At 70.0% G+C, this 26,924-nt stretch carries 27 protein-coding genes; 18 read left to right on the top strand and 9 right to left on the bottom strand.

Annotated elements, in window-relative coordinates; all coding sequences use genetic code 11:
- Nucleotides 1–73: 73 nt before the first annotated feature.
- Nucleotides 74–853 carry a deoxyribonuclease IV gene (locus tag ED92_RS06600; protein ID WP_037334154.1) on the bottom strand — a complete coding sequence of 260 codons (780 nt, stop codon included), beginning with the start codon at nucleotides 851–853 and terminating at the stop codon, nucleotides 74–76.
- A 175-nt stretch (nucleotides 854–1,028) separates the two neighbouring features.
- On the opposite strand from ED92_RS06600, the gene ED92_RS06595 reads away from it, so the two are divergent.
- From ED92_RS06595 to dnaB, 12 genes are all read left to right on the top strand, one after another.
- Nucleotides 1,029–1,832: a hypothetical protein gene (locus ED92_RS06595; RefSeq protein WP_037334151.1), complete on the top strand. Its 804-nt coding sequence runs from the start codon at nucleotides 1,029–1,031 to the stop codon at nucleotides 1,830–1,832.
- A gap of 124 nt (nucleotides 1,833–1,956) precedes the next feature.
- Nucleotides 1,957–2,847, top strand: coding sequence for a hypothetical protein (locus ED92_RS06590; protein ID WP_037334148.1), 891 nt, complete (start codon nucleotides 1,957–1,959; stop codon nucleotides 2,845–2,847).
- Between the two features lie 101 nt (nucleotides 2,848–2,948).
- The gene (locus tag ED92_RS06585) at nucleotides 2,949–3,833 is read left to right on the top strand and encodes a hypothetical protein (RefSeq protein WP_037334146.1); all 885 of its coding nucleotides are present in this window, start codon (nucleotides 2,949–2,951) and stop codon (nucleotides 3,831–3,833) included.
- Nucleotides 3,834–3,911: 78 nt separating this feature from the next.
- Entirely contained in the window at nucleotides 3,912–4,232 is a 321-nt protein-coding gene (gene rpsF / locus ED92_RS06580; protein WP_200882673.1) for a 30S ribosomal protein S6, read from the top strand.
- 17 nt (nucleotides 4,233–4,249) lie between these two features.
- A complete protein-coding gene (locus ED92_RS06575; protein ID WP_037334141.1) occupies nucleotides 4,250–4,750 on the top strand; it encodes a single-stranded DNA-binding protein in 501 nt (166 codons plus the stop codon).
- Nucleotides 4,751–4,827: 77 nt separating this feature from the next.
- The gene (gene rpsR / locus ED92_RS06570; RefSeq protein WP_005168122.1) at nucleotides 4,828–5,076 is read left to right on the top strand and encodes a 30S ribosomal protein S18; all 249 of its coding nucleotides are present in this window, start codon (nucleotides 4,828–4,830) and stop codon (nucleotides 5,074–5,076) included.
- A gap of 12 nt (nucleotides 5,077–5,088) precedes the next feature.
- Nucleotides 5,089–5,544, top strand: coding sequence for a 50S ribosomal protein L9 (gene rplI / locus ED92_RS06565; protein ID WP_005168124.1), 456 nt, complete (start codon nucleotides 5,089–5,091; stop codon nucleotides 5,542–5,544).
- A gap of 154 nt (nucleotides 5,545–5,698) precedes the next feature.
- On the top strand, nucleotides 5,699–6,103 hold the full coding sequence (locus ED92_RS06560; protein ID WP_037334138.1) for a hypothetical protein: 405 nt from the start codon (nucleotides 5,699–5,701) through the stop codon (nucleotides 6,101–6,103).
- On the top strand, nucleotides 6,103–6,702 hold the full coding sequence (locus ED92_RS06555) for a DUF3558 domain-containing protein (protein ID WP_037336135.1): 600 nt from the start codon (nucleotides 6,103–6,105) through the stop codon (nucleotides 6,700–6,702). The genes ED92_RS06560 and ED92_RS06555 overlap by 1 nt, the downstream gene beginning before the upstream one ends.
- Nucleotides 6,703–6,705: 3 nt before the next feature.
- Entirely contained in the window at nucleotides 6,706–8,037 is a 1,332-nt protein-coding gene (locus tag ED92_RS06550; protein WP_037334135.1) for a PPE domain-containing protein, read from the top strand.
- A gap of 270 nt (nucleotides 8,038–8,307) precedes the next feature.
- On the top strand, nucleotides 8,308–9,105 hold the full coding sequence (locus ED92_RS06545) for an ESX secretion-associated protein EspG (RefSeq protein ID WP_037334133.1): 798 nt from the start codon (nucleotides 8,308–8,310) through the stop codon (nucleotides 9,103–9,105).
- Between the two features lie 475 nt (nucleotides 9,106–9,580).
- Nucleotides 9,581–12,193: a replicative DNA helicase gene (gene dnaB, locus ED92_RS06540; RefSeq protein WP_037334131.1), complete on the top strand. Its 2,613-nt coding sequence runs from the start codon at nucleotides 9,581–9,583 to the stop codon at nucleotides 12,191–12,193.
- Here dnaB and ED92_RS06535 read toward each other — a convergent pair.
- From ED92_RS06535 to ED92_RS06525, 3 genes are read right to left on the bottom strand one after another with little or no spacing between them, the layout of a single operon-like run.
- On the bottom strand, nucleotides 12,190–12,969 hold the full coding sequence (locus ED92_RS06535; RefSeq protein WP_037334128.1) for an alpha/beta fold hydrolase: 780 nt from the start codon (nucleotides 12,967–12,969) through the stop codon (nucleotides 12,190–12,192). The two genes, dnaB and ED92_RS06535, sit on opposite strands and share 4 nt — an antisense overlap.
- 2 nt (nucleotides 12,970–12,971) lie before the next feature.
- Nucleotides 12,972–13,568: a TetR/AcrR family transcriptional regulator gene (locus tag ED92_RS06530; protein WP_037334125.1), complete on the bottom strand. Its 597-nt coding sequence runs from the start codon at nucleotides 13,566–13,568 to the stop codon at nucleotides 12,972–12,974.
- Nucleotides 13,569–13,624: 56 nt separating this feature from the next.
- On the bottom strand, nucleotides 13,625–14,740 hold the full coding sequence (locus ED92_RS06525) for an NAD(P)/FAD-dependent oxidoreductase (protein ID WP_037334122.1): 1,116 nt from the start codon (nucleotides 14,738–14,740) through the stop codon (nucleotides 13,625–13,627).
- A 70-nt stretch (nucleotides 14,741–14,810) separates the two neighbouring features.
- On the opposite strand from ED92_RS06525, the gene ED92_RS06520 reads away from it, so the two are divergent.
- Together ED92_RS06520 and ED92_RS06515 are read left to right on the top strand one after the other, a co-directional pair.
- The gene (locus ED92_RS06520) at nucleotides 14,811–15,491 is read left to right on the top strand and encodes a TetR/AcrR family transcriptional regulator (RefSeq protein WP_037334119.1); all 681 of its coding nucleotides are present in this window, start codon (nucleotides 14,811–14,813) and stop codon (nucleotides 15,489–15,491) included.
- Between the two features lie 58 nt (nucleotides 15,492–15,549).
- Complete coding sequence (locus ED92_RS06515) at nucleotides 15,550–16,725, top strand: serine hydrolase (protein ID WP_037334116.1); 1,176 nt, start codon at nucleotides 15,550–15,552, stop codon at nucleotides 16,723–16,725.
- A 4-nt stretch (nucleotides 16,726–16,729) separates the two neighbouring features.
- On the opposite strand, the gene ED92_RS06510 is transcribed toward ED92_RS06515, so the two are convergent.
- Entirely contained in the window at nucleotides 16,730–17,683 is a 954-nt protein-coding gene (locus ED92_RS06510) for a YafY family protein (protein WP_081975709.1), read from the bottom strand.
- Nucleotides 17,684–17,769: 86 nt separating this feature from the next.
- Here ED92_RS06510 and ED92_RS06505 point away from each other — a divergent pair, with 86 nt between their 5' ends.
- Nucleotides 17,770–18,141, top strand: coding sequence for a VOC family protein (locus ED92_RS06505; protein WP_037334107.1), 372 nt, complete (start codon nucleotides 17,770–17,772; stop codon nucleotides 18,139–18,141).
- Here the strand turns inward: ED92_RS06505 and ED92_RS06500 are convergent.
- On the bottom strand, nucleotides 18,117–18,578 hold the full coding sequence (locus tag ED92_RS06500; RefSeq protein WP_037334104.1) for a MarR family winged helix-turn-helix transcriptional regulator: 462 nt from the start codon (nucleotides 18,576–18,578) through the stop codon (nucleotides 18,117–18,119). The two genes, ED92_RS06505 and ED92_RS06500, sit on opposite strands and share 25 nt — an antisense overlap.
- Before the next feature lie 62 nt (nucleotides 18,579–18,640).
- On the opposite strand from ED92_RS06500, the gene ED92_RS06495 reads away from it, so the two are divergent.
- The gene (locus ED92_RS06495; RefSeq protein ID WP_037334102.1) at nucleotides 18,641–18,997 is read left to right on the top strand and encodes a hypothetical protein; all 357 of its coding nucleotides are present in this window, start codon (nucleotides 18,641–18,643) and stop codon (nucleotides 18,995–18,997) included.
- Between the two features lie 60 nt (nucleotides 18,998–19,057).
- Nucleotides 19,058–19,828, top strand: a complete 771-nt coding sequence (locus ED92_RS06490; RefSeq protein WP_037334100.1) for a dioxygenase — start codon at nucleotides 19,058–19,060, stop codon at nucleotides 19,826–19,828.
- Here the strand turns inward: ED92_RS06490 and ED92_RS06485 are convergent.
- Complete coding sequence (locus ED92_RS06485) at nucleotides 19,825–20,991, bottom strand: MFS transporter (RefSeq protein WP_037334098.1); 1,167 nt, start codon at nucleotides 20,989–20,991, stop codon at nucleotides 19,825–19,827. The two genes, ED92_RS06490 and ED92_RS06485, sit on opposite strands and share 4 nt — an antisense overlap.
- A 91-nt stretch (nucleotides 20,992–21,082) precedes the next feature.
- Between ED92_RS06485 and ED92_RS06480 the strand changes: the two genes are divergently transcribed.
- A complete protein-coding gene (locus tag ED92_RS06480) occupies nucleotides 21,083–22,273 on the top strand; it encodes an ROK family transcriptional regulator (protein WP_037334095.1) in 1,191 nt (396 codons plus the stop codon).
- A gap of 150 nt (nucleotides 22,274–22,423) precedes the next feature.
- Here the strand turns inward: ED92_RS06480 and ED92_RS06475 are convergent, their stop codons facing one another.
- Nucleotides 22,424–25,639: a PE-PGRS family protein gene (locus ED92_RS06475; protein WP_081975746.1), complete on the bottom strand. Its 3,216-nt coding sequence runs from the start codon at nucleotides 25,637–25,639 to the stop codon at nucleotides 22,424–22,426.
- A gap of 195 nt (nucleotides 25,640–25,834) precedes the next feature.
- Nucleotides 25,835–26,830 carry a hypothetical protein gene (locus ED92_RS06470; RefSeq protein WP_037334093.1) on the bottom strand — a complete coding sequence of 332 codons (996 nt, stop codon included), beginning with the start codon at nucleotides 26,828–26,830 and terminating at the stop codon, nucleotides 25,835–25,837.
- Nucleotides 26,831–26,924: the final 94 nt, after the last annotated feature.

Below are 26,924 nucleotides of genomic sequence, written 5' to 3'. Positions count from 1 at the left end.
GGTCCGTGAAGGCCTCCTTGAGGGACCCAGAGTCCCTCAAGGAGGCCTTCACGGACTTCGGACCACCGCGACGTCAGGCGGACGCGACGCGCTCCCGGACGAAGGCGATGTCCGCGGCCTGCCCCTCGGCCGGGGTCTCGACGACCACGGGCGCGCCCGCTTCGGCCGCGACGGCGGCCAGCACCTCGGGATCGATCGTGCCGTCGCCGCCGACGACGTTGGCGTGCCGGTCCCGCGTGGAACCGAATTCGTCACGCGAATTGTTGAGGTGCACCAGGTCGATCCGGCCGGTGATGGCCTTGACCTTCTTGACCGCCTCGGTCAGATCCCAGCCCGCCGCGTACGCGTGGCAGGTGTCGAAACAGAAACCGGCGCCGAATTCGCCGACCTTGTCCCAGAGCCGGGCGATCGTGTCGAGGTCGCGGGTCATCGCGTTGTCGCCGCCCGCGGTGTTCTCGATCAGGATCGGCACGGCGAAGCCGCCCTTTTCCTGTTCCCGCTCGAAAAGCTTGCGCCAGTTGACGAGGCCTTCTTCGACGTCTTCCGCCGAACCGACGTGGCCGCCGTGCACGACGAGCCCTTTCGCGCCGATTTCGGCGGCGCCGTTCGCGTGCTGGGTGACGTTCTTCCGCGACGGGATGCGGATGCGGTTGTTCATCGACGCCACATTGATCAGGTACGGCGAGTGGATGAACACCTCGACCGGCGATTCCTTGATCGCTTCGCCGTGCGGGTGGGGTTTGGGAGCCTTCCAGCCCTGCGGGTCGGAAAGGAAGAACTGGAGGACCTCGGCCTCGCGTTCGGCGACCGCGGAGAGGGGATCGTCGTCGCGGACATGGGCACCGATTTTCATGTTGAAGGAATCTACGCGGAGCGAAGCTCCTCCGTTGAGGGCGGTGGTGGGGAGGAAGGCGGAGTTACCCTCGCGGGTTTTTCGCCGTCGCGGACCGGATGGTCACGCTCGTGGGGTAGCGTGAGCGCGTTCCGTTAAAACCGCGTGGGTCTTTGAGGGGCGGAGGACGAACTCGATGGGGAAGACTGCCGGGCGGATCACGGCTTGGGGATTCGCGCTTTCGGTCACGGCCGGACTCGCGTTCCCGATGACCGCGACGGCCGCCGAGGAACCGAGCCCGACCCTTTCCGGTGATTGCGGATCGACGCTGCAGAACGGGAAGTCGGCCGACGGTCTCGTGCTCGACGCGGGTGCCCCGCTCGGTTCGTCCGAGGCGCTGACGGTCGGTCTCGATTCGAAGGCCAAGACCGCCGAAGGCCGGAAGCCTCTGCTCTCGCTGCCGGTCGGCGATCTCGTCAAAACGACCGGTCTCACCGACAACGCGGCAGGCGACCTCGTCGCGCAGGGTGTCTGCAAACCGGCGCAGGGCGCGGTGAACGCGGTCGGGAACCTGACCCAGGGCGTCGTCGAGGAGATCCCGGGAGTCCCGGAGATCCCACCCGGCCCAAAACCGCCGAACCCGGAGCCTCCCAAGCCGGAGCCCCCGAAGCCGGGGCCGGGTCAGCCCGGCGGTCCGGGCAGCGAACTCCCGGTCGAGACCGCCCCGGGCTCCTCCACCGGCATCGGCGGCGACTCGATCGCCGGCCTGATCAGCAACGCCGCGCTGCTCCCCGGCAGCTTCGTCCAGGCGCCGGTGATCACCGAGATCATCCCCGGCGAGGTGCCGCCGCCCACCGTCGACGAGAAGGACACCGGCAACGCGCAGGCGGTCCAGGCGCCGGTCGCCCCGGCCAAGCTGCCGCTGCTGCTCGCGGTGCTGGCGCTGGCCGTCGTCGCCGCGGCTCTGGTCCGCGCTTGGCTGCGGGGTAAGCCCGCCTGACCTTCACCGTCAGTGACGCCCGCTTCCACTCGAATGCCTGACCTCTTCGAGTGAGCGGGCGTTACTTGTCTCCGTTAGCGTCGTTATCCGGGTAGGTGACCCCGACGACGGAGGAGTCGAAGGCATGCGCGAACGGACACGGAGGGCGACCGCCCTGGGTGCGTCGGCCTTCATTCTCGCGGGCTCGGCCGCCCTCGCCATGCCCGGCCAGGCCGCCGCCGCGGAGACCAAGACCGCCACCTGCGGCGGCTCGGTGACCGCGAAACCCGGCGACACGATCCTCGGCAAGACCCCGTTGCTCGGCATCCCGCTCAACCTCGGCCAGGCCGGACCGGTCTCCGGAGTGCTCACGGGCACGATCAACGCGCTGCTCGGCACGGTCTGCAAGGTGACGGTGACCGTGGTGAACACCGTCGTCGCGCCGGTCCCGGTCGTCGGCGCGCCCGCTGCGGAAGCGCTGAACGGCGCCGTCAGCGGCACCCACGAAGCCCTGACCGGTGGTGGCGCCAAGCCCGCTCCCGGAACCCAGCCCCAGCCGGGGAAACCCGCTCCCGGAACACCCGGCAGCGGCGGACCCCAGACCGGCGGACCGGGTGCTCCCGCGCAGGGTGGCGCTCCGGCGGCCGGCATCCCCGCGGCGAACAGCCCGCTCCTGCCCGGCACCTTCACCCCGAATTTCGGCGGCCTGCCCTGGGGCATCAGCACGGGCTACGCCCCGATGCGCGACTACAGCTCCATCCCGATGGCGACGGCCGGTCTCTTCAGCCCGTCGCCCGGCCTCCGGTACGGCGGCCAGATCCCGGGTTACGCGCCGCAGTACGGCCTCGCGACCGAGAACCAGGCCGGCAACCCGGACGTCCAGAATGCGGGACAGGCGGAAGCGCTACCGAGTGTGAGCGACGGATTCACTCAGGACGGGAAACTGCCGCTGCTGATCGCCGTTTTGGCACTCTCCGGAGTCAGCGCGGGCCTCGTGCGCACCTGGGTCCTCCGCCGAATGGCCGCTACAAGTTAGTCCTACCGCCTAGTATCTTTCTGGTCGCTCCCTCGTTATCCCCGTTGCAGTGATTCCTCATGCACTGCTTCACGCCCCCACCGACCCGGAGGATCGCGCCCGTGCGGAAGACCACCATCTGGCAGACCACCCGCAAGGCGCTCACCGTCACCGCACTCGCGACCATGGTCACCGGTGGCGCGCTCCTGACGGCGGGTACCGCCTCGGCGGCGGGCACCACGCTGGCGAACGCGTGCAGCGGCACCGTGAACGGCGGGATGGGCGACACCGTCGCGATCACCGGCACCTCGGTCAAGGAACTGGTGCGGGCGGGCGCGCGGGAAGCGGGCACGCTGGCGCTGTACGACGTCGCCGCGAACGACATCGCGAAGGTCAACACCATCAACGTCGGCGCGGTCCCGAACGCCGCGGGCGGTTCGGTCGACGGCAAGGCGATCGGCACGGCCGTGCGCCAGGCGGTCAAGAACACCAAGTCCTGGGGCCTCGGGCTCAACCCCGAGAAGACCCTCGACTCCATCGAGCACAAGGTCGCCGGCAGCTGCGGCCTGACCACGGTCGCCACGAACTACGTCGCGCCCACCCTGCCGACGCCGGGCACCACCGCCCCGCAGCAGGGCGGCAACGGCGGCGGCACCAACGGCCTCCCGACCTCGCCGAGCCTGCTGCCCGGCGGCAGCAACGGCACCGGCTACGCCCCGCCGCGCGACTACGGCAACCTGCCGGTCGCGCAGCCGGGTGTCGCGGTGGCGCCGGGCGTGCGCTACCCGGCCAACAGCCCGCTCCCGGGCGAGGGCGCCCCGCAGTACGGCACCGACGGCCAGGCCGGGCCGGGTCCGGACGTCCGCAACGCGGGCAACGCCGAAGCGCTCGCGACCGACGGCATGCCCGGCGGCGACGTCCAGCTGCCGATGCTGCTCGCGGTGCTCGTGCTCGCCGGCGTGACCGCCGCGCTGGTCCGCACCTGGGTCCTGCGCCGCGTCTCCTGACCGCCAGGTACGCTTACCTGGACAAACCCTCCTGCCACGGACAGTCCGTGGCCGCGAGCCCATAGGAGGTGAGTGGTTGTGTCACGCCATTACGAGGTAATGGTCATCCTGGACCCCACGCTCGACGAGCGTACGGTGGCCCCGACCCTGGACAACTTCCTCAACGTGATCCGCACTTCGGGCGGAAGCGTCGAGAAGGTCGACGTCTGGGGCCGTCGCCGGCTGTCCTACGAGATCAAGAAGCACACCGAGGGCATCTACGCGCTCCTCGACCTGAACTCGACTTCGGAAGCGGTCAAGGAGCTGGACCGTCAGCTCTCGCTGCAGGAGACCGTGCTCCGCACCAAGGTCATGCGCCGCGAGATCAAGCGCGCCGCGACCGCCGCCGCCAAGGCCTGAGCCGAAGGACTTTCCCGATGGCTGGAGACACCGTCATCACGGTGATCGGCAACCTCACGTCCGACCCGGAGCTTCGCTTCACCCCTTCCGGTGCGGCGGTCGCGAACTTCACCGTCGCGTCCACCCCGCGCACGCTGGACCGTCAGTCCGGTGAGTGGAAGGACGGCGAGGCCCTGTTCCTGCGCTGCAACATCTGGCGTCAGGCGGCCGAGAACGTCGCCGAGTCGCTGACGCGTGGCGCGCGAGTCGTCGTGCAGGGGCGCCTCAAGCAGCGGTCTTTCGAGACCAAGGAAGGCGAGAAGCGCACGGTCGTCGAGCTCGAGGTCGATGAGATCGGCCCGTCGCTGCGCTACGCCACCGCCAAGGTGAACAAGGTCAGCCGTGGCACCGGTGGCGGTGGCGGCGGCTTCGGTGGTGGCGGCGGCCAGAGCGCCCCGCCCGCCGACGACCCGTGGGGCTCCGCCCCGCCCGCCGGTGGCGGCGGTGGCGGCGGTTTCTCCGACGAGCCGCCCTTCTGATCAGGCGATCCACCGCGGGCGCGAGCTCCGCGAGACGCCTCGAGACAACCACTACGTAGAAATTCAGGAGTAATACCGTGGCCAAGCCACCCATCCGCAAGCCCAAGAAGAAGGTCTGCGTGTTCTGCAAGGCCGAGAAGAAGGGCCGCCCGGAGAACATCGACTACAAGGACACCAACCTGCTTCGGAAGTACATCTCCGACCGCGGGAAGATCCGCGCCCGTCGGGTGACCGGCAACTGCAGCCAGCACCAGCGTGACATCGCCATCGCGGTCAAGAACTCCCGCGAAATGGCGCTGCTGCCCTACACCTCGACCGCGCGCTAAGGAGGCACGTCAATGGCGAAGATCATTCTCACCACCGACGTCGCCAACCTCGGTGGGCCCGGCGACATCGTCGAGGTCAAGGACGGCTACGCACGCAACTACCTGCTCCCCCGCGGCTACGCCATCGTGGCCACCAAGGGCGCGGAGAAGAACGTGCGCACGATCAAGCGGGCGCAGGAGAGCCGTCGCATCCGCGACCTCGACCACGCCAAGGAGATCAAGGCGACCCTGGAGGGCCTCGGCGCCATCCAGCTGAGCGGCAAGGCGGCCGAGGGCTCGAAGAAGCTCTTCGGTTCGATCACCACCGCCGAGATCGTGGACGCGATCAAGGCCGCGGGTGGCCCGCTGCTCGACAAGCGCGTCATCGAGCTGAAGGACCACATCAAGACCGTGGGCAAGCACTCGGTCGGCGCCCGTCTGCACCCCGACGTCCGCGTCGACGTGCGGCTCGAGGTCAAGGCCAAGTAACACCGCTTCGACAAAGGGCGGGACGTCTCCATTCCGGAGGTGTCCCGCCCTTTGTTTTACGGGGAACCGCACCCCACCAGGCCACGTCTTAAGCTTGACTGGGGATCAAGGCATTATCGAGACTCGACGTCGAGGCACGGGGAGATCTGGACGCATGGCTTACGACAGCAACGCCGAGCAGAACCGGCAGGAGAAGGTCACGGTGTCCGCGCCGGCCAACCCGGACAAGCCGGCGTCTGGCGGAGGTGGCGGCGGGTTCACCTTCGACAAGGACAAGATCGACGGCATCATCAAGAAGTGGACGGATCTGCAGGCCGAGCTCAAGCGGGACTACGCCGACGCGAACCTGATGGCGAACGTCAAGGCGCCCGGCAAGGAGTTCGCGAGCGGCGACTGGGAGAAGCTGGCCAACCCGTCGGGCAAGGCGTTCCTGGAGCAGAACCAGAAGATGCAGGAATACGTCAAGAACTACATCGACCAGCTGACCGCCGCGAAGCAGAAGATCGCCACGAACGAGGCCGAAACGCAGGCTTCGCTCAACAAGCACAAGGCCGTGTGATGCGACGTTCCCTCGTTCTCCTCCTGGCCGCGGGCGCGCTGGTCGCCGGCTGTTCGGGCACCAAGACCGGCACCGCCTCTTCGGAGCCGTCCTACACGACCGGTGCCGGTGCCTCCAGCGCGTCGAGCGGCTCGTCCGGCTCCGCGCCCAAGGTGTCGAACCCGTTGAAGACCTCGTCGATCGAGAGCGACGCCTGTGCCGCGCTTTCCGCGGCGAAGCGGACCGAGCTCGGTCTCGGCGAAGGCGAGCGGCGGACCACCAGCGTCGGGCCCGGCTGCTCGATCTTCGCCGCCGACGACCAGCTGAACCAGATCGAGATCAGCCCGGTGCTCGCGAACAAGAACGGCCTGAGCGACGTCTACGACACGAAGGCCAACAACGAGTACTTCGAGCCGACCGAGGTCGCCGGCTACCCGGCGGTGTACGCCGCGTCGCTCGACCACCGCAAGAACGGCAAATGCGGTCTGTTCGTCGGCGTGACCGACCAGCTGTCCGTGAACATCCTGGTGCAGTACGACAACGGGCCCGGCGCGAGTGATCCGTGCCCGGTCGCGCTCAAAGTGGGGGAAGCGATGATCGAGACGTTGAAGGAGGGCTGACGCGTGTTCCTGCTGCCGATCATCGCCGGGTATTCGGCCTACAACCTGGCGACCACGAAATCCGGCGACTTCGAAGCGTCCGGCGGCGATCGCAAGATCGACTGCTACAACATCTGGGAGAAGATCGTCACCGGTCCGGGTACCGGGTCGATCCAGGAGGGCCAGGCCGCCGCGACCCGGCTCAAGGCCGGCTACCAGGACAGGCTGACCACCATCGACAACCTGTCGAAGGAGATGGACGCCGCCTGGACCGGTAAGAGCGCCGAAGCCGCGCAGCAGTCGGGTGCGCACCCGCTGCGGACGTGGATGGAGGACTCCGGCAAGAAGCTGGTGGACTCCGACAAGTACCTCGGTGAGCAGAACACCGCCTTCACCACGGTGAAGGCGAAGGTGCAGCAGGTCCCGAAGGACCCGCCGAAGAACAACCTGCTCAACTCCATCACCCCGTGGACCACCGACACCGACCGCGCGATCCGGGACTACAACCAAAAGGGTCAAGCGAACGTCGACGCGTTCAACGAGTACTTCAAGGCCAGTTCCGAGAACGGCAAGAAGCTGCCCACCTACAACAAGATGGAGGGGCAGAACACCAACGTCGACGTCAACGGCGGCGGCAAGGACAAGAACGGCAACGACAAGGACGGCAGCGGCCAGGGCGACCGGAACGGGAACAACGGCATGCCGGGCATCTCGACGCCGCCCGGTTCGATGCCGCCCGGCGGGATGCCGAGTGTCCCCAGCCCGAACATCCCCGGTTCGAACATGCCGGGTATCGGCACGCCGGGATCGAACCTTCCGGGCAGCAATCTGCCCGGGTCGAACCTGCCGGGTTCGAACCTGCCCGGCGGGCAGTACAACCCGAACATCCCCGGCAGCAACTACAAGCCGCCGTCCTGGGACGACGGGACGAACGCGTCCGGCTACACCCCGCCGAAGATCCCCGGCGCCGGTGGCTTCGGCCCGGGTGGTGGCGGCGGAGGCGCCGGTGGCGGCTTCGGCGGCACCGACATCCCCGGTGCGGGCGGCTTCGGCCCGGACGGTGGCTTCGGTCCTGGTGGCGGCTTCGGCCCCGGTGGCGGAAGTGGCGCGGCCCTGCCCGGCAACGCGGGCGCGATGGGTGGCGCCGGCATGGGCGGCGGCGCCGGTGGCGCGGGTTCCGGAGCGGGCCGCGGCGCGGGCGGAATGATGGGCGGCATGGGCGGTATGGGAGCCGGTGGCGCCAGGGGGAAGGGCGGCGAAGACGAGGAGCGCAGCTCCAAGTTCCTCGTCGGCGACGACCCCAACGAGATCTTCGGAACCGACGAGCTCACCGCACCGCCGGTGATCGGCGAGTGAGTTGGGGGCGGAGCTGCGGCAATGACGGCATACGGCCACGGTTGTGAACCCGCCCGGCCGCAAGGCCCCGCTATCGCGGTGGCAGGGCGCCTGCACCGCGAAAGGCGACTGGGAGTGCCAACACGCGCCCTGCCGACGTCGATCGCGGTCGCGGGTTCACCGATGAAGGACTAGTAGTCACGAGCGGGCCGGGCGCGTGCCAAGATGGGGCCGCGCCCGGCTTGTCTTGTTCCCGGGCTGGACGAACAGAACGACTAGGGGGCAGTTCCGGTGCTGGACAAACAGGTCACGATCACGACCGGCACCCTCATCACGCTGATCCGCCGCCGAGGCGGCGAACCGCACACGATCCTGTCGGAAACCCCCACCTGGTACGACGAGGACGCGCAGCGGGCCGAGGACGAGCGGACCAACGAGGAACTGGCGAGCCAGGGCCTCTTCGGCGCACGAGGACTGCACCCCGGTTTCAAGGCGACGCTCGAAGCGATCGCCAGGCCGTCGCTGGAGTACTACGGCTGGGTCGACGGCGGGTTCGAGGGCAAGGCGCTGAGCTTCAGCGTGCTCGCGGGGAGCGCCGGCGGCGAGGGTTTCGTGCTCGCCCGGCACAGCGAGCACGACGGCGTCGCGCTGGCCTCCGTGCGGCCCGAAGAGCTGCTCACCGAGTTCCTCGACCAGATCCCCAAGCTCGCGCCGGGACGCAGCCGTCCGATCGCCGTGCCGAAGAGTCAGGTCGAGGCTCCGCGCTCCTCGTCGACGGCGCAGGACGAGGGCTTCGAGGTGCTTCGCAGCGGACGACAGAGCGCCGGGAGCCAGGAGGCCGACGAGCTTCGCCGCATCCTCGCGTTACGCCGTTTGGGGAGTGGAAGCCTCTACGTCGCGGCCCGCGGCCGAAGCGGCGCGCGGCAGCGGATCGAACGCCCGGTGAACTACATCGATACGACCGAGGGCCGCTGGCTGACCGAAGAGGTACCGGGGAGTGGCGAGCCGAGGATCGCCTTCACACCCGCCGACCAGCAGGTTCTCGCAGAACGACTACGGAGCGCACAGGGCAGGTTGTTCGCGTCCTGAATTGCGGCCCGTTCAGCCCGGCGGGTCGCCCCTCTACCCTCCGTAGCATTCATCCACAGGGCACTCCTGTGCGCCCGCGTGCGACACGCCGAACGACGACTTTTGCCCGACACGCCGTCGCGAGGTGAATAAAGTTCTCCACAGTCTCTCCACAGGGCCTGACCAGCACTTTTGTCAGACCATCCCAGCGTTGCCCACAAGTTGTACACAGGGTTTCGGCCACCTGTGAAGGGATGCCCGCAGTCATCCCCAGGTTGTCCACAGGGCGGTCCCCAGGCGAAATTGCGCTCGTCCTTTCGGGGGGCCTAGCGTGCCCGCCGGGCCGGTACACACCGTGGTGGTCGTCCGGCCGAAGAGGGGAAGACAGGGGAGAGTCCGGAACCGCGGGAGGGGCGGACGGGCGCGGGCGGACCGACCGGGGAAATTCTGGCATAATCGAACGCGTGTTCGATGTCTTGAGGAGGTGGCAGCAGCGGTGGCGCTGACCGACGACCGCAATCCGATGTACGCGGAGTCCGACCCGGGTCCCAGCGACCCCGGTCCGCGTGGCGGCGAATACGACCGTCAGCCTCCGCAGGACATCGCGGCCGAGCAATCCGTGCTCGGCGGCATGCTGCTGTCGAAGGACGCCGTCGCCGACGTCATCGAAGCCCTCGGCCCCGACGACTTCTACCGTCCCGCGCATCAAGCGATCTACGACGTCATCCTCGACCTCTACGGCCGAGGCGAACCCGCCGACCCGATCACCGTCTCCGCCGAGCTGGAACGCCGCGGCGAGCTGGGCCGGGTCGGCGGCGCCCCGTATCTGCACACCCTGATCGCGACGGTGCCGACGGCGGCGAACGCCGGGTACTACGCCGAGATCGTCTCCGAGAAGGCGGTGCTGCGGCGCCTGGTCGAGGCGGGCACCCGGATCGTGCAGTACGGCTACGGCGCGGCCGCGGCCGACGGCGCGAACATCGACGAGGTCGTCGACCGCGCGCAGGCCGCGATCTACGACGTCACCGAGCGGCGCACCAGCGAGGACTACGTCGCGCTGGAAGAGCTGCTCCAGCCGACCATGGACGAGATCGACGCGATCGCGTCACGCGGTGGGCAGTCGCAGGGCATCCCGACCGGATTCGCCGACTTCGACGATCTGACCAACGGCCTGCACCCCGGCCAGATGATCATCGTCGCGGCGCGGCCCGGTGTCGGGAAGGCGCTCGCCCTGGACACCCCGCTGGCCACTCCCGACGGCTGGACGACCATGGGCGAGGTCCAGCCCGGCGACAGGCTGATCGGCGCGAACGGCCGCCCCACGACCGTGGTCGCGGCGACCGAGGTCATGGAGGGCCGCCCTTGCTACGAGGTCGAGTTCTCGGACGGCACGGTGCTCCTCGCGGACGCCGAACACCAGTGGCTGACCGACACGAGGTCGTCCCGCCGCTCGGCGGCCGGCCCGGCGGTGCGCACGACGGAAGAGCTGGCGGCCACGCTGCGCTGCCGAACGGCGGACGGACGTGCCAACCACTCCATCGCGACCACGGCTCCACTGCAACTGCCTGAACGCGAACTCCCTCTTCACCCCTACGCGCTCGGCGCCTGGCTCGGCGACGGCCACTCGGCGAGCGCCCGCTTCACCACAGCGGACCCGGAGATCATCTGCTACCTGGAAGGGGAAGCGGGACTCCTGGTGGAACGCCACGCCGAGCTGTCGTACACCCTGCGGTTGGTTCCGCCGGACCCGGTGGAATACCGCCGTTGCGAGGTATGCGGCGAACCGTTCCTGCCCCAGACCTCCCAGGTGCGGACATGCGGCCGTTCCTGCGGCGGCAAGGTGCGTTTCCAGAGCCCCCCGGTGCCCGCGCCGACCTGCCCCGACTGCGGACGCCCGTCGTCGGGGATGCGACTTTGCCAGGCCTGCCGCAATGAACACGGCAGTGTGCAGGCGATTCTCCGCACGTTGGGCGTGCTGGGGAACAAGCACATCCCGGTGGAGTATCTGCGCGCGTCCGTCGAGCAACGCCGTGCGCTGCTGGCCGGGCTGCTCGACACCGACGGCACCGTCACCCATTCCGGCGCGGTTCAGTTCGCCGTGACGAGCAAGGTGCTCGCCGAGCAGACCCGGGAACTGATCGTCAGCCTCGGGTACCGCTGCGCGTTCACGACCAAGAGGGTCAAGGGGCGCAGCGAAGAGACCTCGACGGCGTACATCCTCGGCTTCACCACTCAGGACCGGGTGTTCTGGTTGCAGCGGAAGCATCTGGAGCAGAAGGAGCGGCTCACCAACGTTCGCGTCCGGCCCCACCTCCGCTACGTCGTGGACGTCCGCCCCGTGGCGTCCGTCCCGGTGCGGTGTGTGGAGGTCGACGCTCCGGACCACCTGTACCTGGCCGGGCGATCGATGGTCCCGACCCACAACTCGACGCTCGGCCTGGACTTCGCGCGTTCGGCGTCCATCAAACACGGTCTGACCAGCGTCATCTTCTCGCTGGAAATGAGCAGGACCGAGATCGTCATGCGCATGCTCTCGGCCGAGGCTCGGATCCGCCTGGCGGATATGCGCGGTGGCAAGATGTCCGACGACGACTGGACCCGGCTCGCGCGCCGGATGAGCGAGGTCTCCGAAGCGCCGCTGTTCGTCGACGACTCGCCGAACATGACGATGATGGAGATCCGCGCGAAGGCCCGGCGGCTCAAGCAGCGCAACGACCTCAAACTCGTCGTCCTCGACTATCTCCAGCTGATGACCTCGGGCAAGCGCGTCGAGTCGCGGCAGCAGGAGGTTTCGGAGTTCTCGCGGCAGATGAAGCTGCTGGCGAAGGAGATCGAGGTCCCGGTGATCGCGATCAGCCAGCTGAACCGTGGTCCCGAGCAGCGGACCGACAAACGCCCGATGCTGTCCGACCTCCGTGAGTCCGGCTCGCTGGAGCAGGACGCCGACCTCGTCATCCTGGTCAACCGCCCCGACGCCTGGGAGCGGGACGACCCGCGGGCGGGCGAGGCGGACCTGATCATCGCGAAGCACCGTGCCGGGCCGACGGCGACGATCACCGTGGCGCACCAGCTGCACTACAGCCGCTTCGTCGACCTTTCACACGACTAAAGCAAGAACTCGAAGACGTCCTTCGTGAAGCGCCGGTCGCTCATCACGGTGTGGTGCCGTCGGCCCGGGTAGACCTTGAGATCGCCGCGGCGGGTCTTGTCGGCCACCCGTTCGGCGAGTTCGAGCGGGTAGAGGGCGTCCCGCGAGCCGGCGATCACCAAGGTGGGCGCGGTGATCTCGCCGAGCCGGTCTTCGATGTCGAAGGCGTCTTCGGCCCGCAACATGGCCACCATGCCGTTCGGGTCCGCCGGACGGCCGGAGGTCAGCGCCAGCAGGCAGGCCAGCAGAGCCCGCCCCGGCCGGGTTTCCGCGACCGTGGGCGCCAGCGCCATGGCCGCGGCCCGGTGCCGTCCGGCGGCCAGGAGATCCGCGTACTCGCGCTGGACGCGGCGGCCGGTCGAGCCGAGGCGGGTGCCCGCGGCCCCGACCACCAGGTTTCGCACCAGGCCGGGGTGGTCGGCGGCGAACTGCAGCGCCAGGCAGCCGGCCGTGGACACGCCGAGCACGTCGACCGGGCCGTCGAACCGTTCCCGCAACTCTTCGGCGTGGTGGGCGGCGAGGTCCGCCATGGTGACGCCGGGTTCGAGCCCCGGCCGCCGGCCGACCGTCAGCACGGTGAACCGCGCGGCCAGCGGTTTGAGGGAACGCACCTCGGCCCAGCGGGCGACGCCGGTGGGGTTGGCCGAGTCGGGCAGCACCGTCCGGAAGACGACGAGCGGACTTCCCGTGCCGAACTCGAAATACGGGGCCCCACCGGCCAGTACACCTTCGCGCATGGTCACTCCTTGATCAGTCCCGCCGCGACGATGTCGATGAGCCGGTCAAGTACGGCGGGGTAGCGCTGCTCGCCGATGTCCTGCCGGTGCATGGGCAGCAGCAACACGGCCTGGAGCACCCCGGTCAGCTCGTCGTCGTCGGCGTCGACGAGCTGCCCCTTGGCTCGGGCCGCCGCCAGGAATCCGGGAAGCGGCAGCACCTGCTCGGCTCTGGCCATCTCCTCGGGCCCCATCCGCCGGGCCACCGCCCGCATCTCCTCGGGATGCGTGATCAGCCGGTGATAGAGCGGGTTCTCCGCCAAGATCCGTACCGTGGCGCGCAGGAAACCGGCAAGGGCGGCGCGGGCGTTTTCGGTCTCGTTCACCACCGACGCCAGCTGTTCGTGCAGCTCAGGGGCCTGCCGCAGCATGAGCTCCAGGTACAGCGCCTCCTTCGAGTCGAAGAAGGCGTAGAAGCTGCTTTTGGCGATCCCGGCGGGGGCAACGAGGTCGTCCAGCGAGGTTTTGCGCAGGCCCTGCTCGGCGAACAGGGCACGTCCGGCGGCCAGGAGCCGCTCGGTGATCCTCGCGCGGTCCTCGGCGCTGAACGGGCTCGGCATCTCGGCTCCTGGCTGGCTATGAACGAAATGATTTTTCGTTCATAGCCACCTTAGCCTCACCCGGGTTGGAAGAACGCGAGCATTTTCCGGGAAGCGTCCGGAGCCGCGAGGAGTTCGTGGACCCGCTCGGACATCCGGGCGGCGGCACCGGCGCGTTCGAACATCTCGTGTTCGTACTCCTTGACGGCGGCGGGGAAGTCGTCCGGCCGCGCGGCCAGCGCGAGCCCGAGCAGGGCGCCGTCGAGCAGGGCCATGTTGGCGCCTTCGCCCACCGGCGGCATCAGGTGCGCGGCGTCGCCGACCAGGGTGACGTCCGGCGCCGACGGCCAGGTCAGGCCGACTGGGAGGCTGCTGATCGACCGCGGCACGACCACGTCGTCGCAGGCCGCGATCAGCGCGGTGAACCGCGCGTCCCAGCCGTCGAGCCGTCCGATCAGCCACGTCCGCGCGGCGGCCGGATCGTCGAGTGGCATCCCATTGGTGGCGAACCAGTCCTCGGCGGTGCCGTAGAAGCTGAGGCCGACGCGAACGGTGCCGTCGCCGTTGCGTTGCGCCGCGAGGGATTTCCCGTCGCCGAGCACCCAGTACGTGCCGCGTCCGACCATCGCCGCGAGATCGGGATGGGTGCGGTCGATTTCGGGAATACGGAGTTCGACCAGGTTGTGACCGAGATGCGCCGGCCGGGCGTCGGTGAGCAAGGGGCGGACGCGGGAGTTGGCGCCGTCGGCGCCGACCAGGAGGTCGTACGTCGCGCTGTGCCCATTCGCGAAGCGCACGACGCCGTCTTCGGCGGATTCGAACGCGTGCCCCCAGCGCACCGTGTGCTCGGGAAGCGAGTCCAGCAGCAGGTCGCGCAGATCGGCCCGGTCGACCTCGGGTCGCGCGAAGGGCGCGTCGTCCGGTGTGTCCTCCTGCAGCAGCAGGGTGCCGTCCGGTTCCAGGAGCCGCATGTCCTGGCCCTCGCCGCGGGCGATCGTGGTGAACCGGTCGATCAGGCCGGCTTCGCGCAGCGCCCGCTGCCCGGTGTCGGCGTGGATGTCGAGCATGCCGCCCTGACCGCGGGCGTGGCGTGACGTCTCTCGTTCGTACACGACGGCCTCGATGCCGTGGACGTGCAGGACCCGGGCGAGCGCCAGGCCACCGGGGCCCGCTCCGACGATGGCGATGCTCATGATTCGCACCTCTCGATACAGTGTATTGGTCGATACACTGTATCGACCAATGCGTTGTATTGTCACCGCCATGGTGGTGTGGGAGCGGCCCGAGCCGCCGGATCGGCCCGCCCTGGCCCCGCTGAGCCGGGAGCTGATCGTGCGGGCGGCGATCCGGCTCGCCGACGCGGATGGCCTGGACGCGGTGTCCCTGCGCAAGATCGCGACCGCACTGGACGTCGGCCCGATGCGGCTGTACGGCTACATCGAGAACAAGGAAGAGCTGCTCGACCTGATGGTCGACGCCGCCCACGCCGAGATCCGGCCCACCGGCGACGGCTGGCGGGAGGTGCTGCGGTCGCTCGCCGACGCCATGCGCCGCGCCGTCCACCGGCACGAATGGCTCGCCGACCTCCTGGGCGGCAGGCCCCAGCTGGGGCCGCACGCGCTGGCCACCGCCGAGGCCGTGATGGCGGCGCTGGGTGACGTCGGGGTGGATTCCGCGATGCCGGTGGTCTCGGCGGTCAACGCGTACACGATCGGCGCGGTCCGCCGGGAGATCGCCGAACGCCGCGCCGAACGTGCCACCGGGATGGACGAGCAGCGGTGGCAGGCCACGCTCGGGCCCTATCTGACGCGGGCGTTCGCCAGTGGTGATCTCCCCGCGCTGGCCACGGTCGTCCGCGACGCCGTCCACCTGGACGCCGACGAGACCTTCCGGATGGGCCTCGATTTCCTCCTCGACGGCATCGAAGCCCGCCTCTCAGGCTGACGCCCCATGTCAGCGCCATGACCGTCCCGTGTCAGCGCGGCCCGCGAATGTGGTCGCCATGACCAAGACACTGAAGACCTTCCGCCGCATCGGTCTCACCGCGCTGGCCGCCGCACTGCTGGCGGGCGTGACCGCCCCCGCCGCCTCCGCCGGGCAGGATCGCCCGGAACTGCAGCGGGCGGCCCAGGAATTCGTCGACGCGGGCTTCGCCGGGATGCAGCTGCGCGTCCGCGACGAGCGGGGCGAATGGTCCGGCAGCGCCGGGGTGCGCGAACTGGGCGGCACCGCGAAGCCGCCGACGAACGGCCACTTCCGCCTCGGCAGCACGACGAAGAACTTCACCGCGACCCTGGTGCTGCAGTTCGTGGCAGAGGGCCGGATCGGCCTCGACACCCCGGTCGCCGGTCTCCTTCCCCAGCTCGGGCTGGACCCGCGGATCACCGTGCGGATGCTGCTGCAGCACACCAGCGGGCTGTTCAACCACACCGGCCAGTACAACCCGGACGGCACGGTCACGCCGGGGATCCCGTGGGCGGGCCAGGAATGGGTGGACAAGCGGTTCCACACCTACCAGCCGGAGGAACTGGTGCGGCTGGCCGTGTCCAAGCCCGCGGTCTTCGCGCCGGGGGCGGGCTGGAGCTACTCCAACACCAACTACGTGGTGGCCAGGCTGCTGGTCGAGAAGCTCAGCGGCCGTCCCTTCGCCGACGAGCTGGACCGGCGGATCCTGCGGCCGCTCAAGCTGCGTGACACCTTGTCGCCGGGGGCGTGGGCCGGGATGCCCAAGCCGTACGCCCACGCCTACTACCGCTACGAGAACGCCGGCCAGTGGAAGACGATCGACGTCACCCACCAGAACCCGACCTGGATCTCCAGTGCCGGCGACATGATCTCGACGACCAAGGATCTCCAGACGTACTTTTCCGCGCTGCAGAGTGGAAAGCTCCTGCCTGCCTGGCTGCTGGCCGAGATGCGCGTGACGCATCCGGGCAGCGAAAGCCTCTACGGCTTCTACGGTCTCGGGCAGTTCTCGCAGGACTTGGGCCCGGGCTGTGTCGGCGTCGTCCTCAACCACAACGGTGGCCTCAACGGCTACGGATCGCTGATGTACAGCACGCCGGACGGCAGCAAGACGCTGACCGCGTCGGTCACCGGCGGGGACGACGCGAACGCGGGGCAGGCGTTCCCGGCGGCGCTGAACAAGCTCGTCCGGACGGTGTTCTGCGGTAAGTGACCGGTCAGCGCGCCCGCTCGGCCAGCCGGGCCGCGAGCGCGCCGACCAGATCTCGGAGCTCGGCCGGCCGTTCGATGTCGAACGGCCGGTCGAGCGCGGCGAGCAGCGGCGGGATCCAGTCCAGCCGCTGTGCCCGGACGCGGACACGCACCCGATCCCCATCGGTTTCGAGAGTGGCCACGGACGGCGGGAAAACGGCGCGGATCTCCTCCGGCGTCGCCTCGATCCACACGGAGACGTCGTGCCGGTACGGCGTCTCGGCCAGCGCGGTCAGCACCCGCTCGGCCGGATCGAAACCGTCCGGCGTCTCGAAGGTCCCGGCCCGCGTCTCGGCCGACTGGATCCGGTCGACGCGGAAGGTGCGCACCTCTCCGCTGGCCGAGTCGAAGCCCGTCAGGTACCACCGCCCGGAGTGCGCCACGACGCCGTAGGGATGGACGACGCGTTCACTCGCCCCGCCGTGACCGGCGAGATACGCGAGCGCGACCGGACGCCGGTCCCGCGCCGCTTCCGCGACGGTGAGCAGGACTTCGGCCTCGGCCGACAGGGGTTTCCGGGCGGGAGCGGTGAAGTCGGCGTTCTCCAGCAGCGCGTCCAACCGGCGGCCCAGTGCTTCGGGAAGCACCCGCCGGACCTTCGCGACCGCGCTCTCGACGGCCGCGACCGACGTGGTGATCAGCCCCGCCCGCCGTCCCGCGACCAGGCCGAGCAGGACGGCCAGTGCCTCCTCGTCGGTGAGCATCAACGGCGGCATCCGGTAGCCGGGGGCCAGCCGGTAACCGCCGTACCGGCCGCGCACCGAGCGCACCGGGATGTCCAGGTCGACGAGGTGTTCGGCGTAGCGGCGGACCGTGCGTTCGTCCACGTCGAGCCGGTCGGCGAGCTCGGCGACGGTGCGCGTCCCACCGCTCTGGAGGATCTCCAGCAGCGCGAGCACTCGGGCGATGGGCCTGGTCACAAGCCGGAGAATACCGGGCGGATTCTGCCCGGTATTGCTCCTAGCGTGGCCGGTGTCCCGCTTTCCGGCACCCGAAAGGATCCATCGTGCAGTTCGTTTCCGTCCGTGTGATCACCCACGACGTCGCCCGTCTCGCCGGTTTCTACGAGAAGGCGACCGGCCTCGACTCGCGATGGCGCTCCGAGCAGTTCGCCGAACTCGTCGGCCCGTCGTGCACCTTGGCGATCGGCAGCGCCGAGACGATGCAGCTGTTCGGCGCGGGCGCCGCCGTGCCCGAATCGAACCGGACCGCGATCCTCGAATTCCGCGTCGAGGACGTCGACCGCGAGTACGAGCGGCTGGCGGAGCTGGCCGAGATCGTGCAGGAGCCGACCACGATGCCGTGGGGGAACCGGTCGCTGCTGTTCCGCGATCCCGACGGCAACCTGGTCAACTACTTCACGCCGAGCGCCCCGTAGTTCCGGACGAACGCCGTCAGCAGCCGCGCGAATTCGCGACGGTCGCCGTCCGGCCAGTCCGCCATCGCCTCGGCGAACACCGAGCGGCGGAATTCGTGCATCCGCGTCACTTCGGCGCGACCGGTTTCGGTGAGCACGAGGACGGCGCGGCGGCCGTCGCGCTGATCGGCTTCGCGCCGGAGGAAACCGCCCTCGACCGCGCGGGCGACCAGGCGGCTCGCCCGCGGCTGGTCGATGGTCAACGCCGCCGCGAGGCTGGTGACGGTGCCCGGTTCGCCGCTCTCCTCGGCCGCTTCGACGGCGTCCAGCAGCCCCTGTATCGCCTGGTCCGGCATCGTTTCGGCGCGGTCGCGGGCGAGTTTCGACAGCGATCGCCTCGCTTGGCTTCGCCGGATGGCGATCATCGCGCGTTCCACGTCGGCCACGGCGTCCGTCATTGCCCGTCCTCACCAAATGCATGTATTTTTACATGTAGTTGTCGCCTGCTTGAGGAGTATCCATGAAGCCCATCGGATTCTGGTTCGCCCATCTTCACCAGGCTCTCGAAGCTTCACTGGACCACCTCCTCGCCGCCGAATCGCTGACCCGCCGCCACTGGCAGGTCCTGAACACGGGAGCGTCGCCCGAAGAGGCGCTGAAGCCATTCGGAGATCTCCGGGAAACCATCGCCGACCTGCGCCTTCGCGGCTGGATGGACGAGGACGGCCTGACCGAAGCAGGCCGGGCGGCCCACCTTCGACTGAAGACCAAGATCGGCGAATTCCGCTCACGCGTGACCGAGGGCATCAGCGACGACGAATACCGGGCGACGGTCGGCGTACTGGAACGCATGGCCGCGAACCTCGGCCGGGAATAAGGCGGAGGCGGCCGGCGTCGTCTATCCTGGTAGTTGAAAGTTCAAACACCTGGAGCTGACATGACGCCGGTGCTCTACCTCAGCCACGGCGCGCCGCCGCTCGCCGACGACGCCACCTGGACCCGCCAGCTCGCCGGCTGGTCGGCGGACCTCGAGAAGCCGAAGGCGATCCTCGTCGTCTCGGCGCACTGGGAAGAGGCGCCGCTGACCCTCGGCGCCACCACCACGGTGCCGCTCGTCTACGACTTCTGGGGCTTCCCGGACCGCTACTACCAGGTGGAATACGCCGCGCCCGGTGCTCCCGCGCTGGCGGACAAGGTGCGGAAGCTCCTGCGTTCGTCCCAGACGCCGGTCCACGACGCGCCCGACCGCGGTCTCGATCACGGCGCGTACGTCCCGCTCGTGGAGATGTACCCGGACGCCGACATCCCGGTGCTGCAGGTGTCGATGCCGTCGCTGGACCCGCGTGAGCTGTTCGACCTCGGCCGCAAGCTCGCGCCGCTGCGCGACGAGGGCGTGCTGATCATCGGCAGCGGTTTCTTCACGCACAACCTGAGCGCGATGCGCGAGACCGACGGCACCGACGGGACGCCGCCGTCGTGGTCGAGCGAATTCGACCACTGGGGTGCGGAAACCCTGCGCGAGGGCGACCTCGACGCGTTGCTGGACTTCCAGCACAAGGCCCCTGCCGCGGCCATCGCGCACCCCAGGATCGAACACTTCGCCCCGCTGTTCGTGTCGCTCGGCGCGAGCTCGTCGGAGGGCAAGGGCGAGACCGTGATCGACGGCTACTGGCACGGCCTCGCCAAGCGTTCCCTCCAGTTCGACTAGCGGGACCGAAGGACGCCGGCGCCCGCCACCAAGCCGAGCGCCAGCAGCGTGACCACCGCGAAGGAGATCGTCAGCGACGTCAGGTCGGCGATCCCCCCGATCAACGACGGCGCGACGAGACCCGACGAATAGGTGATGGTCGCGACGCCCGCGATCGACTGGCTCGGCGTCGGCCCGCTGCGGCCGGCCGCCGCGAAGGCGAGCGGTACGACGACGGAGACGCCGAGCCCGATCAAGGCGAAACCGGCCATCGCCATCACCGGATGGACGGCGAAGACGACCAGCAGCCCACCGGCGGTCGCGAAGACTCCACCCGCGCGGACGGTTTTGACCGAGCCGAAACGCCGCACCAGCGCGTCGCCCGAGAGCCGCGCGACCGCCATCGTGCAGGTGAACGCGGTGGTCGACGCGGCCGCGATGCCCGGCGACGTGCCGAGGACGTCACGCAGGTAGACGGCGGACCAGTCGAGGCTCGCCCCCTCGGCGAAGACGGCGCAGAACGCGACGGCACCGATGATCACGGCCGACTTCGGCGGCAACGCGAACCTCGGCGGCGGGTGCTCGTCGGGCGCGCTCCGCACGTCGAAAACGCCCTGGCAAAGCAGCGCGCCGGCGACGGTGAGCACCGCCGACGCGATCACGAAGTGGATCCGTGCGTCCAATCCGGCGTGCGCGGCGAGCGTGCCCGCGGCCGAGCCGACGAGCGCGCCCGTGGTCCACATGCCGTGCAGCCCCGACATGACCGACTTGCCCATCTTCTCCTCGACGTCGACGCCGAGGGCGTTCATCAGCACGTCCGAGGTGCCGGCCGCGGTGCCCATGACGAACAGCGCGAGGCACAGGGTGAAGAGGTTTCCCGCCAGGGACGGGAGGATCAGCGCCAGCGTCCAGTACGCGAGCAGCAGCCGGAGGCCCAGCCTGCCGCCGAGCCGGTGCCCGATCCGCGCGGCGAGCGGCATGGTGAGCGAGGCACCGATGGCGGGGAAGGCGAGCGCGAGGCCGAGCTGGCCCGCGCTGATCCCCGCGTGTTCCTGGATCCACGGGATCCGGGTGGCGAAACTGCCGGTCACCGCGCCGTGCACGGCGAAGACGGCGGCGATGGCGACCCGCGCCTGCCGCACCCGCCGCGTCGGCCCGCCGACGGTTTCCACTGTGTTGGTCACTGGGCCCCCAAGGTCCATGAGACGACTCGACGGGCGTCAGCGTAAACTATCAGGAAGGGAACCTGATAATTAATTCTGGGAGGATCTGCCGGTGAGTGTCATCCGGACGCCGTCCGCCTCCCCGAGCACGGCGCGCGCCATCAACGACCGCCTCGCCCTCGACCTGCTCCACCGCGAGGGTTCGCTGACGGCGGCCCAGCTCAAGACGTTGACCGGGCTTTCCCGGCCGACGGTGGCGGACCTCGTCGAGCGTCTGCAGGACGCGGGCCTGATCGAGATCGTCGGCGAGGCGGGCGCGGACCGCCGCGGCCCGAACGCGAAGCTGTACGGCATCGTCGCCGAACGCGCGTACCTCGCGGGACTCGACGTCCGCACCCACGGCATCGCCGTTTCGGTCGCGGACCTGCTGGGCCGGACCCGCGCGGAGGCGTCGCTGCCGTTCGACCTGGACGTCGACACCGACGAGGCCGTGGAGCGGGCGATCGCCCTGCTCAAGACCACGACCGCCGAGGCGGGCGCAACCGCGTTGCACACGATCGCCGTCGGCGCCCCCGGTCTGGTCGACCCGGCGACCGGCGGGCTGCGGCACGCCGGGGGATTGCCCGCGTGGCACGGGAAACTCGTCGACGAACTCCGGCGGCGGCTGGGTGTCCCGGTACTGCTGGAGAACGAGGTCAACCTCGCGGCCGCCGCCGAACAGCGGCTCGGCGCCGCCCGCGACCGGGACACGTTCGTCCTGCTGTGGCTGGGCTTCGGGGTCGGCGCGGCCGTCGTCCTCGACGGTTCGCTGCGGCGGGGCGCGTCGGGCGGCGCGGGCGAGATCGGGTTCCTGCCGATGCTGGGGCCAGGACGGCTCCCGACCGCGACCGACTGCGACGGCGGCTTCCACACGCTGGCGGGCAGCGCCGCGCTGTGCGAGCTGGCCCGCGAGCACGGCATCCCGGCGTCTCCGGCCGACGACGCCGCCGCGGCCGAAGCGGCCATCGGGTACGCGATCGACTCGAACGCCGAGGACTTCCTCGAGATCGTCGCGGAGCGGATCGCGATCGGCGCCGCCGCGGTCACCGCGGTACTCGACCCGGGCTGTCTCGTCCTCGGCGGGGAGATCGGGCGGGCGGGCGGCGACGCGCTGGCGGCACGGGTGAGCCGACGGCTTGCGGAGATCTCACCGCTGCGGACCGAGGTGCGGCCGGGGACCGTCGGCGGCGGCGCGGTGCTGGAGGGCGCGGTGCTGACCGCGATGGGCGCCGCGCAGGACGCGCTCTTCACCCCGCGGGGCTGAAACGGCGATCTCGCGTGATCAGACGGACGACACGCGTGATTGGCGGGCGAACACGCGTGATCGGGGGCGGAACACACAAAAGGAAGCGGGCCCGGGAGTGTCTCCCGGGCCCGCTTCGGTTCATTCAGTGGCGCTAGCCGACTGGCAGGTTCACATGGTGTGGAACTTCTTGCCGGTCAGGGTGCCGATGAAACGCTGGAACATGCTCAGCGGCGACGAGTCGACGCCCGCCAGAGCCGGGACCTGCGCGGTCGGCATCGCCGGGGTGCTGTTCACCGCGGGCAGGGTGCCCGTGGTGGGCAGCTGCACCGGCAGCGCGCCGGCGGTGGGCAGCGCACCCGCGGTCGGCAGGGCGCCGGCCGTCGGGAGCTGCACCGGCAGGTTGCCGGCGGTGGGCAGCCCGTTGCTCAACGCCGGGAGGGTCGGCAGCTGCGCGACCTTGGGGGCGTCCGCACGAGCGGCGTCACCGGGCAGACCCGGGGTCTTCGGCAGGGCCGGGACACCGGGCAGGGCCGGGGTGCCGGGCAGCTCGGGCAGGTCCGACTTCGGCAGCTGCGCCGGGATGGCACCCAGCTGCTTCAGCGCGGTCAGGCCGGCCACCTGCACCGGGAGGGTCGCCACCTGGGGACCGTCGGCGCGGGCGCCACCGATCTCCGGGGTGGTCGGCAGGGCGCCGGCACCGTTCAGCGACGGCACCGAACCGAACGGCAGCGCGGGCAGCGCGTCGATCGGCATCTCCGAACCGACCGAGTCGGTGAAGGCGCGGGTGTACTCCTCGTCGTTGATCACGGTGTTGTCGGTCGAGTTCTCGTCCGCGATCGCCAGGACCGGGATTTCGAGCTCGTTCAGCGGGATCACGAAGACCAGCGGGTGGTGGAAGTTGAAGCCCGAGAGGGCCTCTCCGCTGCCGTCGGTGATGCTGTCGCCACCGGCCTGGCCGGTGATCATGCTCTCCGCTTCGGTCTCGGACACGCCACCGGCGGCCGCGATCGCGTCACCGAACACCTCGGGGTCGGCCGCGGCCGGGATGTCGAGGATGTTGCCCGAGAGGGATCCGTCGAGACCCGAGGTCTCCACGTCCCCACCCGACAGGGCGTCGACCGTGTTGGAGCCTTCGGCGTCGGCCAGGCCGGCCGCCGCGACCGCGTCGTGGGTGACCGGCACGATCGGCAGCGCCTGCGCGCCGATGATGTTGCCCGAAACCGCGCCCTCGTCACCGTTGGTGGTGGCGTCGCCGCCCGCCTCCGACAGGACGTCGCTGACGCTGTCGCCCTCGGCGATGCCGGCGCCGGCGATGCCGTGCCCGGTCACCGGGACCGCGCCACCGATCGGCGTCTGGACGATGTTGCCCGCCAGCGCGCCTTCTTCACCGTTCGCGGTGGCGTCGCCGCCCGCGTTCGAGTCGGTGAGGTTCGTGCCCTTGCCCGACGCGATCCCGCCGAGCACCGCGGCGAAGTTGTGCGCCTGGACCGGCAGGGAGACCGGGCCGTAGACCAGGTTGCCCGAGCCCGCGCCACCGTCACCGGTCGCGTGGACGTCGTGTCCGGCGTTGGACGTGGTGTCGCCGTCGGCGCCACCGTGGCCCTGGCCGATGAACGCGCCACCGATCCCGAACGCCTGCACCGGCAGCGAAACCGGCACGGTGCCCAGGTTGGAGCTGAGGAAGCCGTTGTCGTCGGCGGTGTTCCCGCCGCCGCCACCGGAGACGACCTTGGTCTCGTCGGCGGTGCCGGTGCCCTGGCCGATGAACGAGCCACCGACACCGAAGACCTCGGCCGGAACCGCGGCCGGGACCTGGACGATGTTGCCCGAACCGGACGAGTCGTCGCCCGTGGTGCCGTCGTAGCCGCCGGCGGTCACGGTCTTGGTCTCGGTCGCCTCGGCGACGGCCTGGCCGATGTGCGAGCCACCGACGCCGTAGACCTCGGGGGCCAGCGCGGCCTGGGTGTTGACGATGTTGCCCGCGAGGGTCGAGTCGTCACCCGTGGTGTGGCTGCCGTTGCCGGCGTTCGCGTCGACGGTGTTCTCGCACGAGGTCGAGGACACGTTGCCGATGTAGGTGCCCGCGATGCAGGTCACCTCGACGGGCGCGGCCACGGCCGGGTCGACGATGTTGCCGCCGCCCGCGGAGCCTTCGCCCTCGCTGCTGACGAACCCACCGGCGTCGACGACGCTCGAGTGGCTGGTGCCGCCGTCCTTGCCGGTGTTGGCGAGGCCGACCCAGCTGGCGGCCACGCCGCCGACGTTCGCGACGTCCGCGGTCTGCGGCACGATCGCGTTACCCGCGACGGCCGAGTCCTCGCCGGAGGTCTGCACGTAGCTGGGGACGTTGCTCCAGCCGGGGGTGGTGTCACCGGCGGTGGCGTCCGCCGAGGAGCTGCTGTTCGAGTTCGCGAGCGAACCGTGCGCGGCGGCGGCGTTGTCGTTGACCTTCACCGGGAGGGCGATCGGCACCGCGCCGACGTTGCCGCCGAGGGCGGAGTCGTCACCGTCGGTCTCGACCCAGCCGCCGGAGGTGGCTTCGGTCTCGGCCTCGTAGCCGGAGCTGTTGGCGTTGCCGATGATCCAGGAGGCGGCGTTGCCGGTGACCTGGACCGGGGTGGCGAACTGACCGGCCAGCACGTTGCCGGACAGGGCGGAGCCCTCGCCGTCGGTGGTGATGTTGCCGGTCTCGCTGGTGCTCTGGCTGGCGGAGCCGCCGACCACGCGGCCGGTGCCGCCGGCGAGCCCGCCGCCGTTGCCGGCGATCTGCACGGGCAGCGCCCAGTCGAGGGACACGACGTTCCCGGCGAGGCTGGAGTCCTCACCCGTGGTCTCGATGTCCTGGTTGTGCGCCCAGGTCTGGTCGTGCGAGCCACCCTCGACCTCGGCGTCGCCGATCACGCCGATGGCGTTGTCGACGATCTGGATCGGGACGACGACGTCACCGACGACCTTGTTGCCCTTGAGGATGTCGTCGGTGGTGGTGAACCCACCGCCGGTCACCCCGCCGCTGACCTGACGGGCCGAGTCCTTGGCCGCCAGCGGGGCCGGGACCGCGTTCTTGCCGGAAAGGCTGGGGAGCCCTCCACCGATACCGTCGGTGCTGCCGCCGGGCGACGAAGCCGAGTCCAGCGCGTCCGAGACGGGCTTGGTGACGGCCTTCGTGCTGATCTCGCCCTTGTAGCCGGGGAGGTCGGCCTGGCCCAGCGGCGTGCCGACGGCGTTGTTGTCGATCTCGACCGGAACGGTGACGTTCGCGTCGAGCGGGGAGGCCGGGGTGTCGGGGTTGACCTGTTCGTCAGCCGAAGCGATGCCGGTGCCCAGCATCAACAGCCCACCCGTGACCAACGCGGTCTGGAGTCCGCGCTTTGCCCAGGATTGCATGGGGTTGTTCTCCTTCATTTCGGGTTCCCTTTCGGGTCTGAGGAGGTGCCTTCGAAGCGGCACCAGAGGGGGGTGGAACTGGCTGCGGGCGCACAAAAGCGCACCGCCGTTTCGCGGGAGATCAGGAGCGGACGCGAAGCCAAGCCCGGAATCGGGAGGCGTGAGGCGCGTCGGCTACCCCGCGGAGGGAGGTGTTCAGTCGGGAGTGACGCCGGGCTGCGAGCCCGGGGTGAGCGGCATGTACCGCGTGCCTGCCAGCGCGTAGCCGGTCAGGGAACGCTCGACGGCGGCGGCGACCCAGGCGGGAACGCCGTGGGTCAGGCCGTCGAGGTGACCACCGGGGGCGGAGCCGCCGGGGACAGTCGGGAAGGAAGGCGCGGCGGGAAGCGGCGCCGGGGTGATCGGACGCGGGAAGTCACCACGGTGACCGTCATGCGCCGGAGCGTCCTCGACCTGATCGAAGGCATCGTGCGACTGCGCGAACGCCGGCATCGGGAGGACGGTCTCGGAGGAAGCGGGGAACTGCGTCGTCGCCAGCTGCGCGAAGTCGGTGACCTGCTCACCGGCGCCGATGGTGTCCAGCGGGGAGCCGGGGTCCACCGGGGATTCGCCGACCGGGAGTTCCGGGACGAGGTCGCCGTGTTTGTTCGGGTCCAGCAGATCCCAGACGCCGGGCGTCGGGGCGAAGGTCTCGTCCAGCACCTGACGGGTGTCCTGCGGCTTGCGCACGATGTGCTCGACGGCGCCGAGGGTCCGCTTGACCGGGGTGACCACCGAGGTGTCCGCGAAATCGGTGACCGCGTCGCTGACGCGGGTGGAGACCTCGTGCTGATCGGCACGGAGGTCGCCGCAGTGGCGCTTCGCGGGAGCGGATCCGTTCTCGCCCGGCATCGACCACGTGGTGGCGTCCTGGTGGCCTTCGCCGCACATCGCGCCGGCGACATCGCCGGCGAACTTCGAGGCGCCACCGGAAACATCGGTCAGCCCCGCCGCGGTGGCGTCGGTGACCGGGGTGACGCTGGTTTCGGGCGCGGAGACCACCGGGGCGATGTCCGCGGAAGCGGAAGCGCCGGAAACGGCCCACACCGCGGCGGAACCGGCGACGGCACCACCGAGCACGAACAGCGCACGCGAAGCGAGACGGCCGAAGCGCACAGCGCCACGCCTCTCGTTCTTCGCCGCGTTCGTCACTCGGTCTCCTGTCGCTTCGGTTCGTCGTTGCGGGACCGAGGTAAGCAAAGTGCGGAAGGCTTGCGCGAGTTTGAAAGGCCTTGATGGCACGATC

Origin of the sequence: Amycolatopsis sp. MJM2582, assembly GCF_000754115.1 — a bacterium.
Classification (GTDB): domain Bacteria; phylum Actinomycetota; class Actinomycetes; order Mycobacteriales; family Pseudonocardiaceae; genus Amycolatopsis; species Amycolatopsis japonica.
This window is presented reverse-complemented; position numbering and strand designations above follow the sequence as displayed.

Coding starts and splice junctions, on each gene's coding strand:
- ED92_RS06495 (WP_037334102.1), top strand. CDS start 18,641: ATGAAGCCCATCGGATTCTGGTTCGCCCATCTTCACCAGGCTCTCGAA.
- rplI (WP_005168124.1), top strand. CDS start 5,089: ATGGCGAAGATCATTCTCACCACCGACGTCGCCAACCTCGGTGGGCCC.
- ED92_RS06525 (WP_037334122.1), bottom strand. CDS start 14,740: ATGAGCATCGCCATCGTCGGAGCGGGCCCCGGTGGCCTGGCGCTCGCC.
- ED92_RS06600 (WP_037334154.1), bottom strand. CDS start 853: ATGAAAATCGGTGCCCATGTCCGCGACGACGATCCCCTCTCCGCGGTC.
- ED92_RS06520 (WP_037334119.1), top strand. CDS start 14,811: ATGGTGGTGTGGGAGCGGCCCGAGCCGCCGGATCGGCCCGCCCTGGCC.
- ED92_RS06500 (WP_037334104.1), bottom strand. CDS start 18,578: ATGACGGACGCCGTGGCCGACGTGGAACGCGCGATGATCGCCATCCGG.
- ED92_RS06590 (WP_037334148.1), top strand. CDS start 1,957: ATGCGCGAACGGACACGGAGGGCGACCGCCCTGGGTGCGTCGGCCTTC.
- ED92_RS06535 (WP_037334128.1), bottom strand. CDS start 12,969: ATGCGCGAAGGTGTACTGGCCGGTGGGGCCCCGTATTTCGAGTTCGGC.
- ED92_RS06490 (WP_037334100.1), top strand. CDS start 19,058: ATGACGCCGGTGCTCTACCTCAGCCACGGCGCGCCGCCGCTCGCCGAC.
- ED92_RS06595 (WP_037334151.1), top strand. CDS start 1,029: ATGGGGAAGACTGCCGGGCGGATCACGGCTTGGGGATTCGCGCTTTCG.
- ED92_RS06515 (WP_037334116.1), top strand. CDS start 15,550: ATGACCAAGACACTGAAGACCTTCCGCCGCATCGGTCTCACCGCGCTG.
- ED92_RS06575 (WP_037334141.1), top strand. CDS start 4,250: ATGGCTGGAGACACCGTCATCACGGTGATCGGCAACCTCACGTCCGAC.
- ED92_RS06560 (WP_037334138.1), top strand. CDS start 5,699: ATGGCTTACGACAGCAACGCCGAGCAGAACCGGCAGGAGAAGGTCACG.
- ED92_RS06555 (WP_037336135.1), top strand. CDS start 6,103: ATGCGACGTTCCCTCGTTCTCCTCCTGGCCGCGGGCGCGCTGGTCGCC.
- ED92_RS06475 (WP_081975746.1), bottom strand. CDS start 25,639: ATGCAATCCTGGGCAAAGCGCGGACTCCAGACCGCGTTGGTCACGGGT.
- ED92_RS06530 (WP_037334125.1), bottom strand. CDS start 13,568: ATGCCGAGCCCGTTCAGCGCCGAGGACCGCGCGAGGATCACCGAGCGG.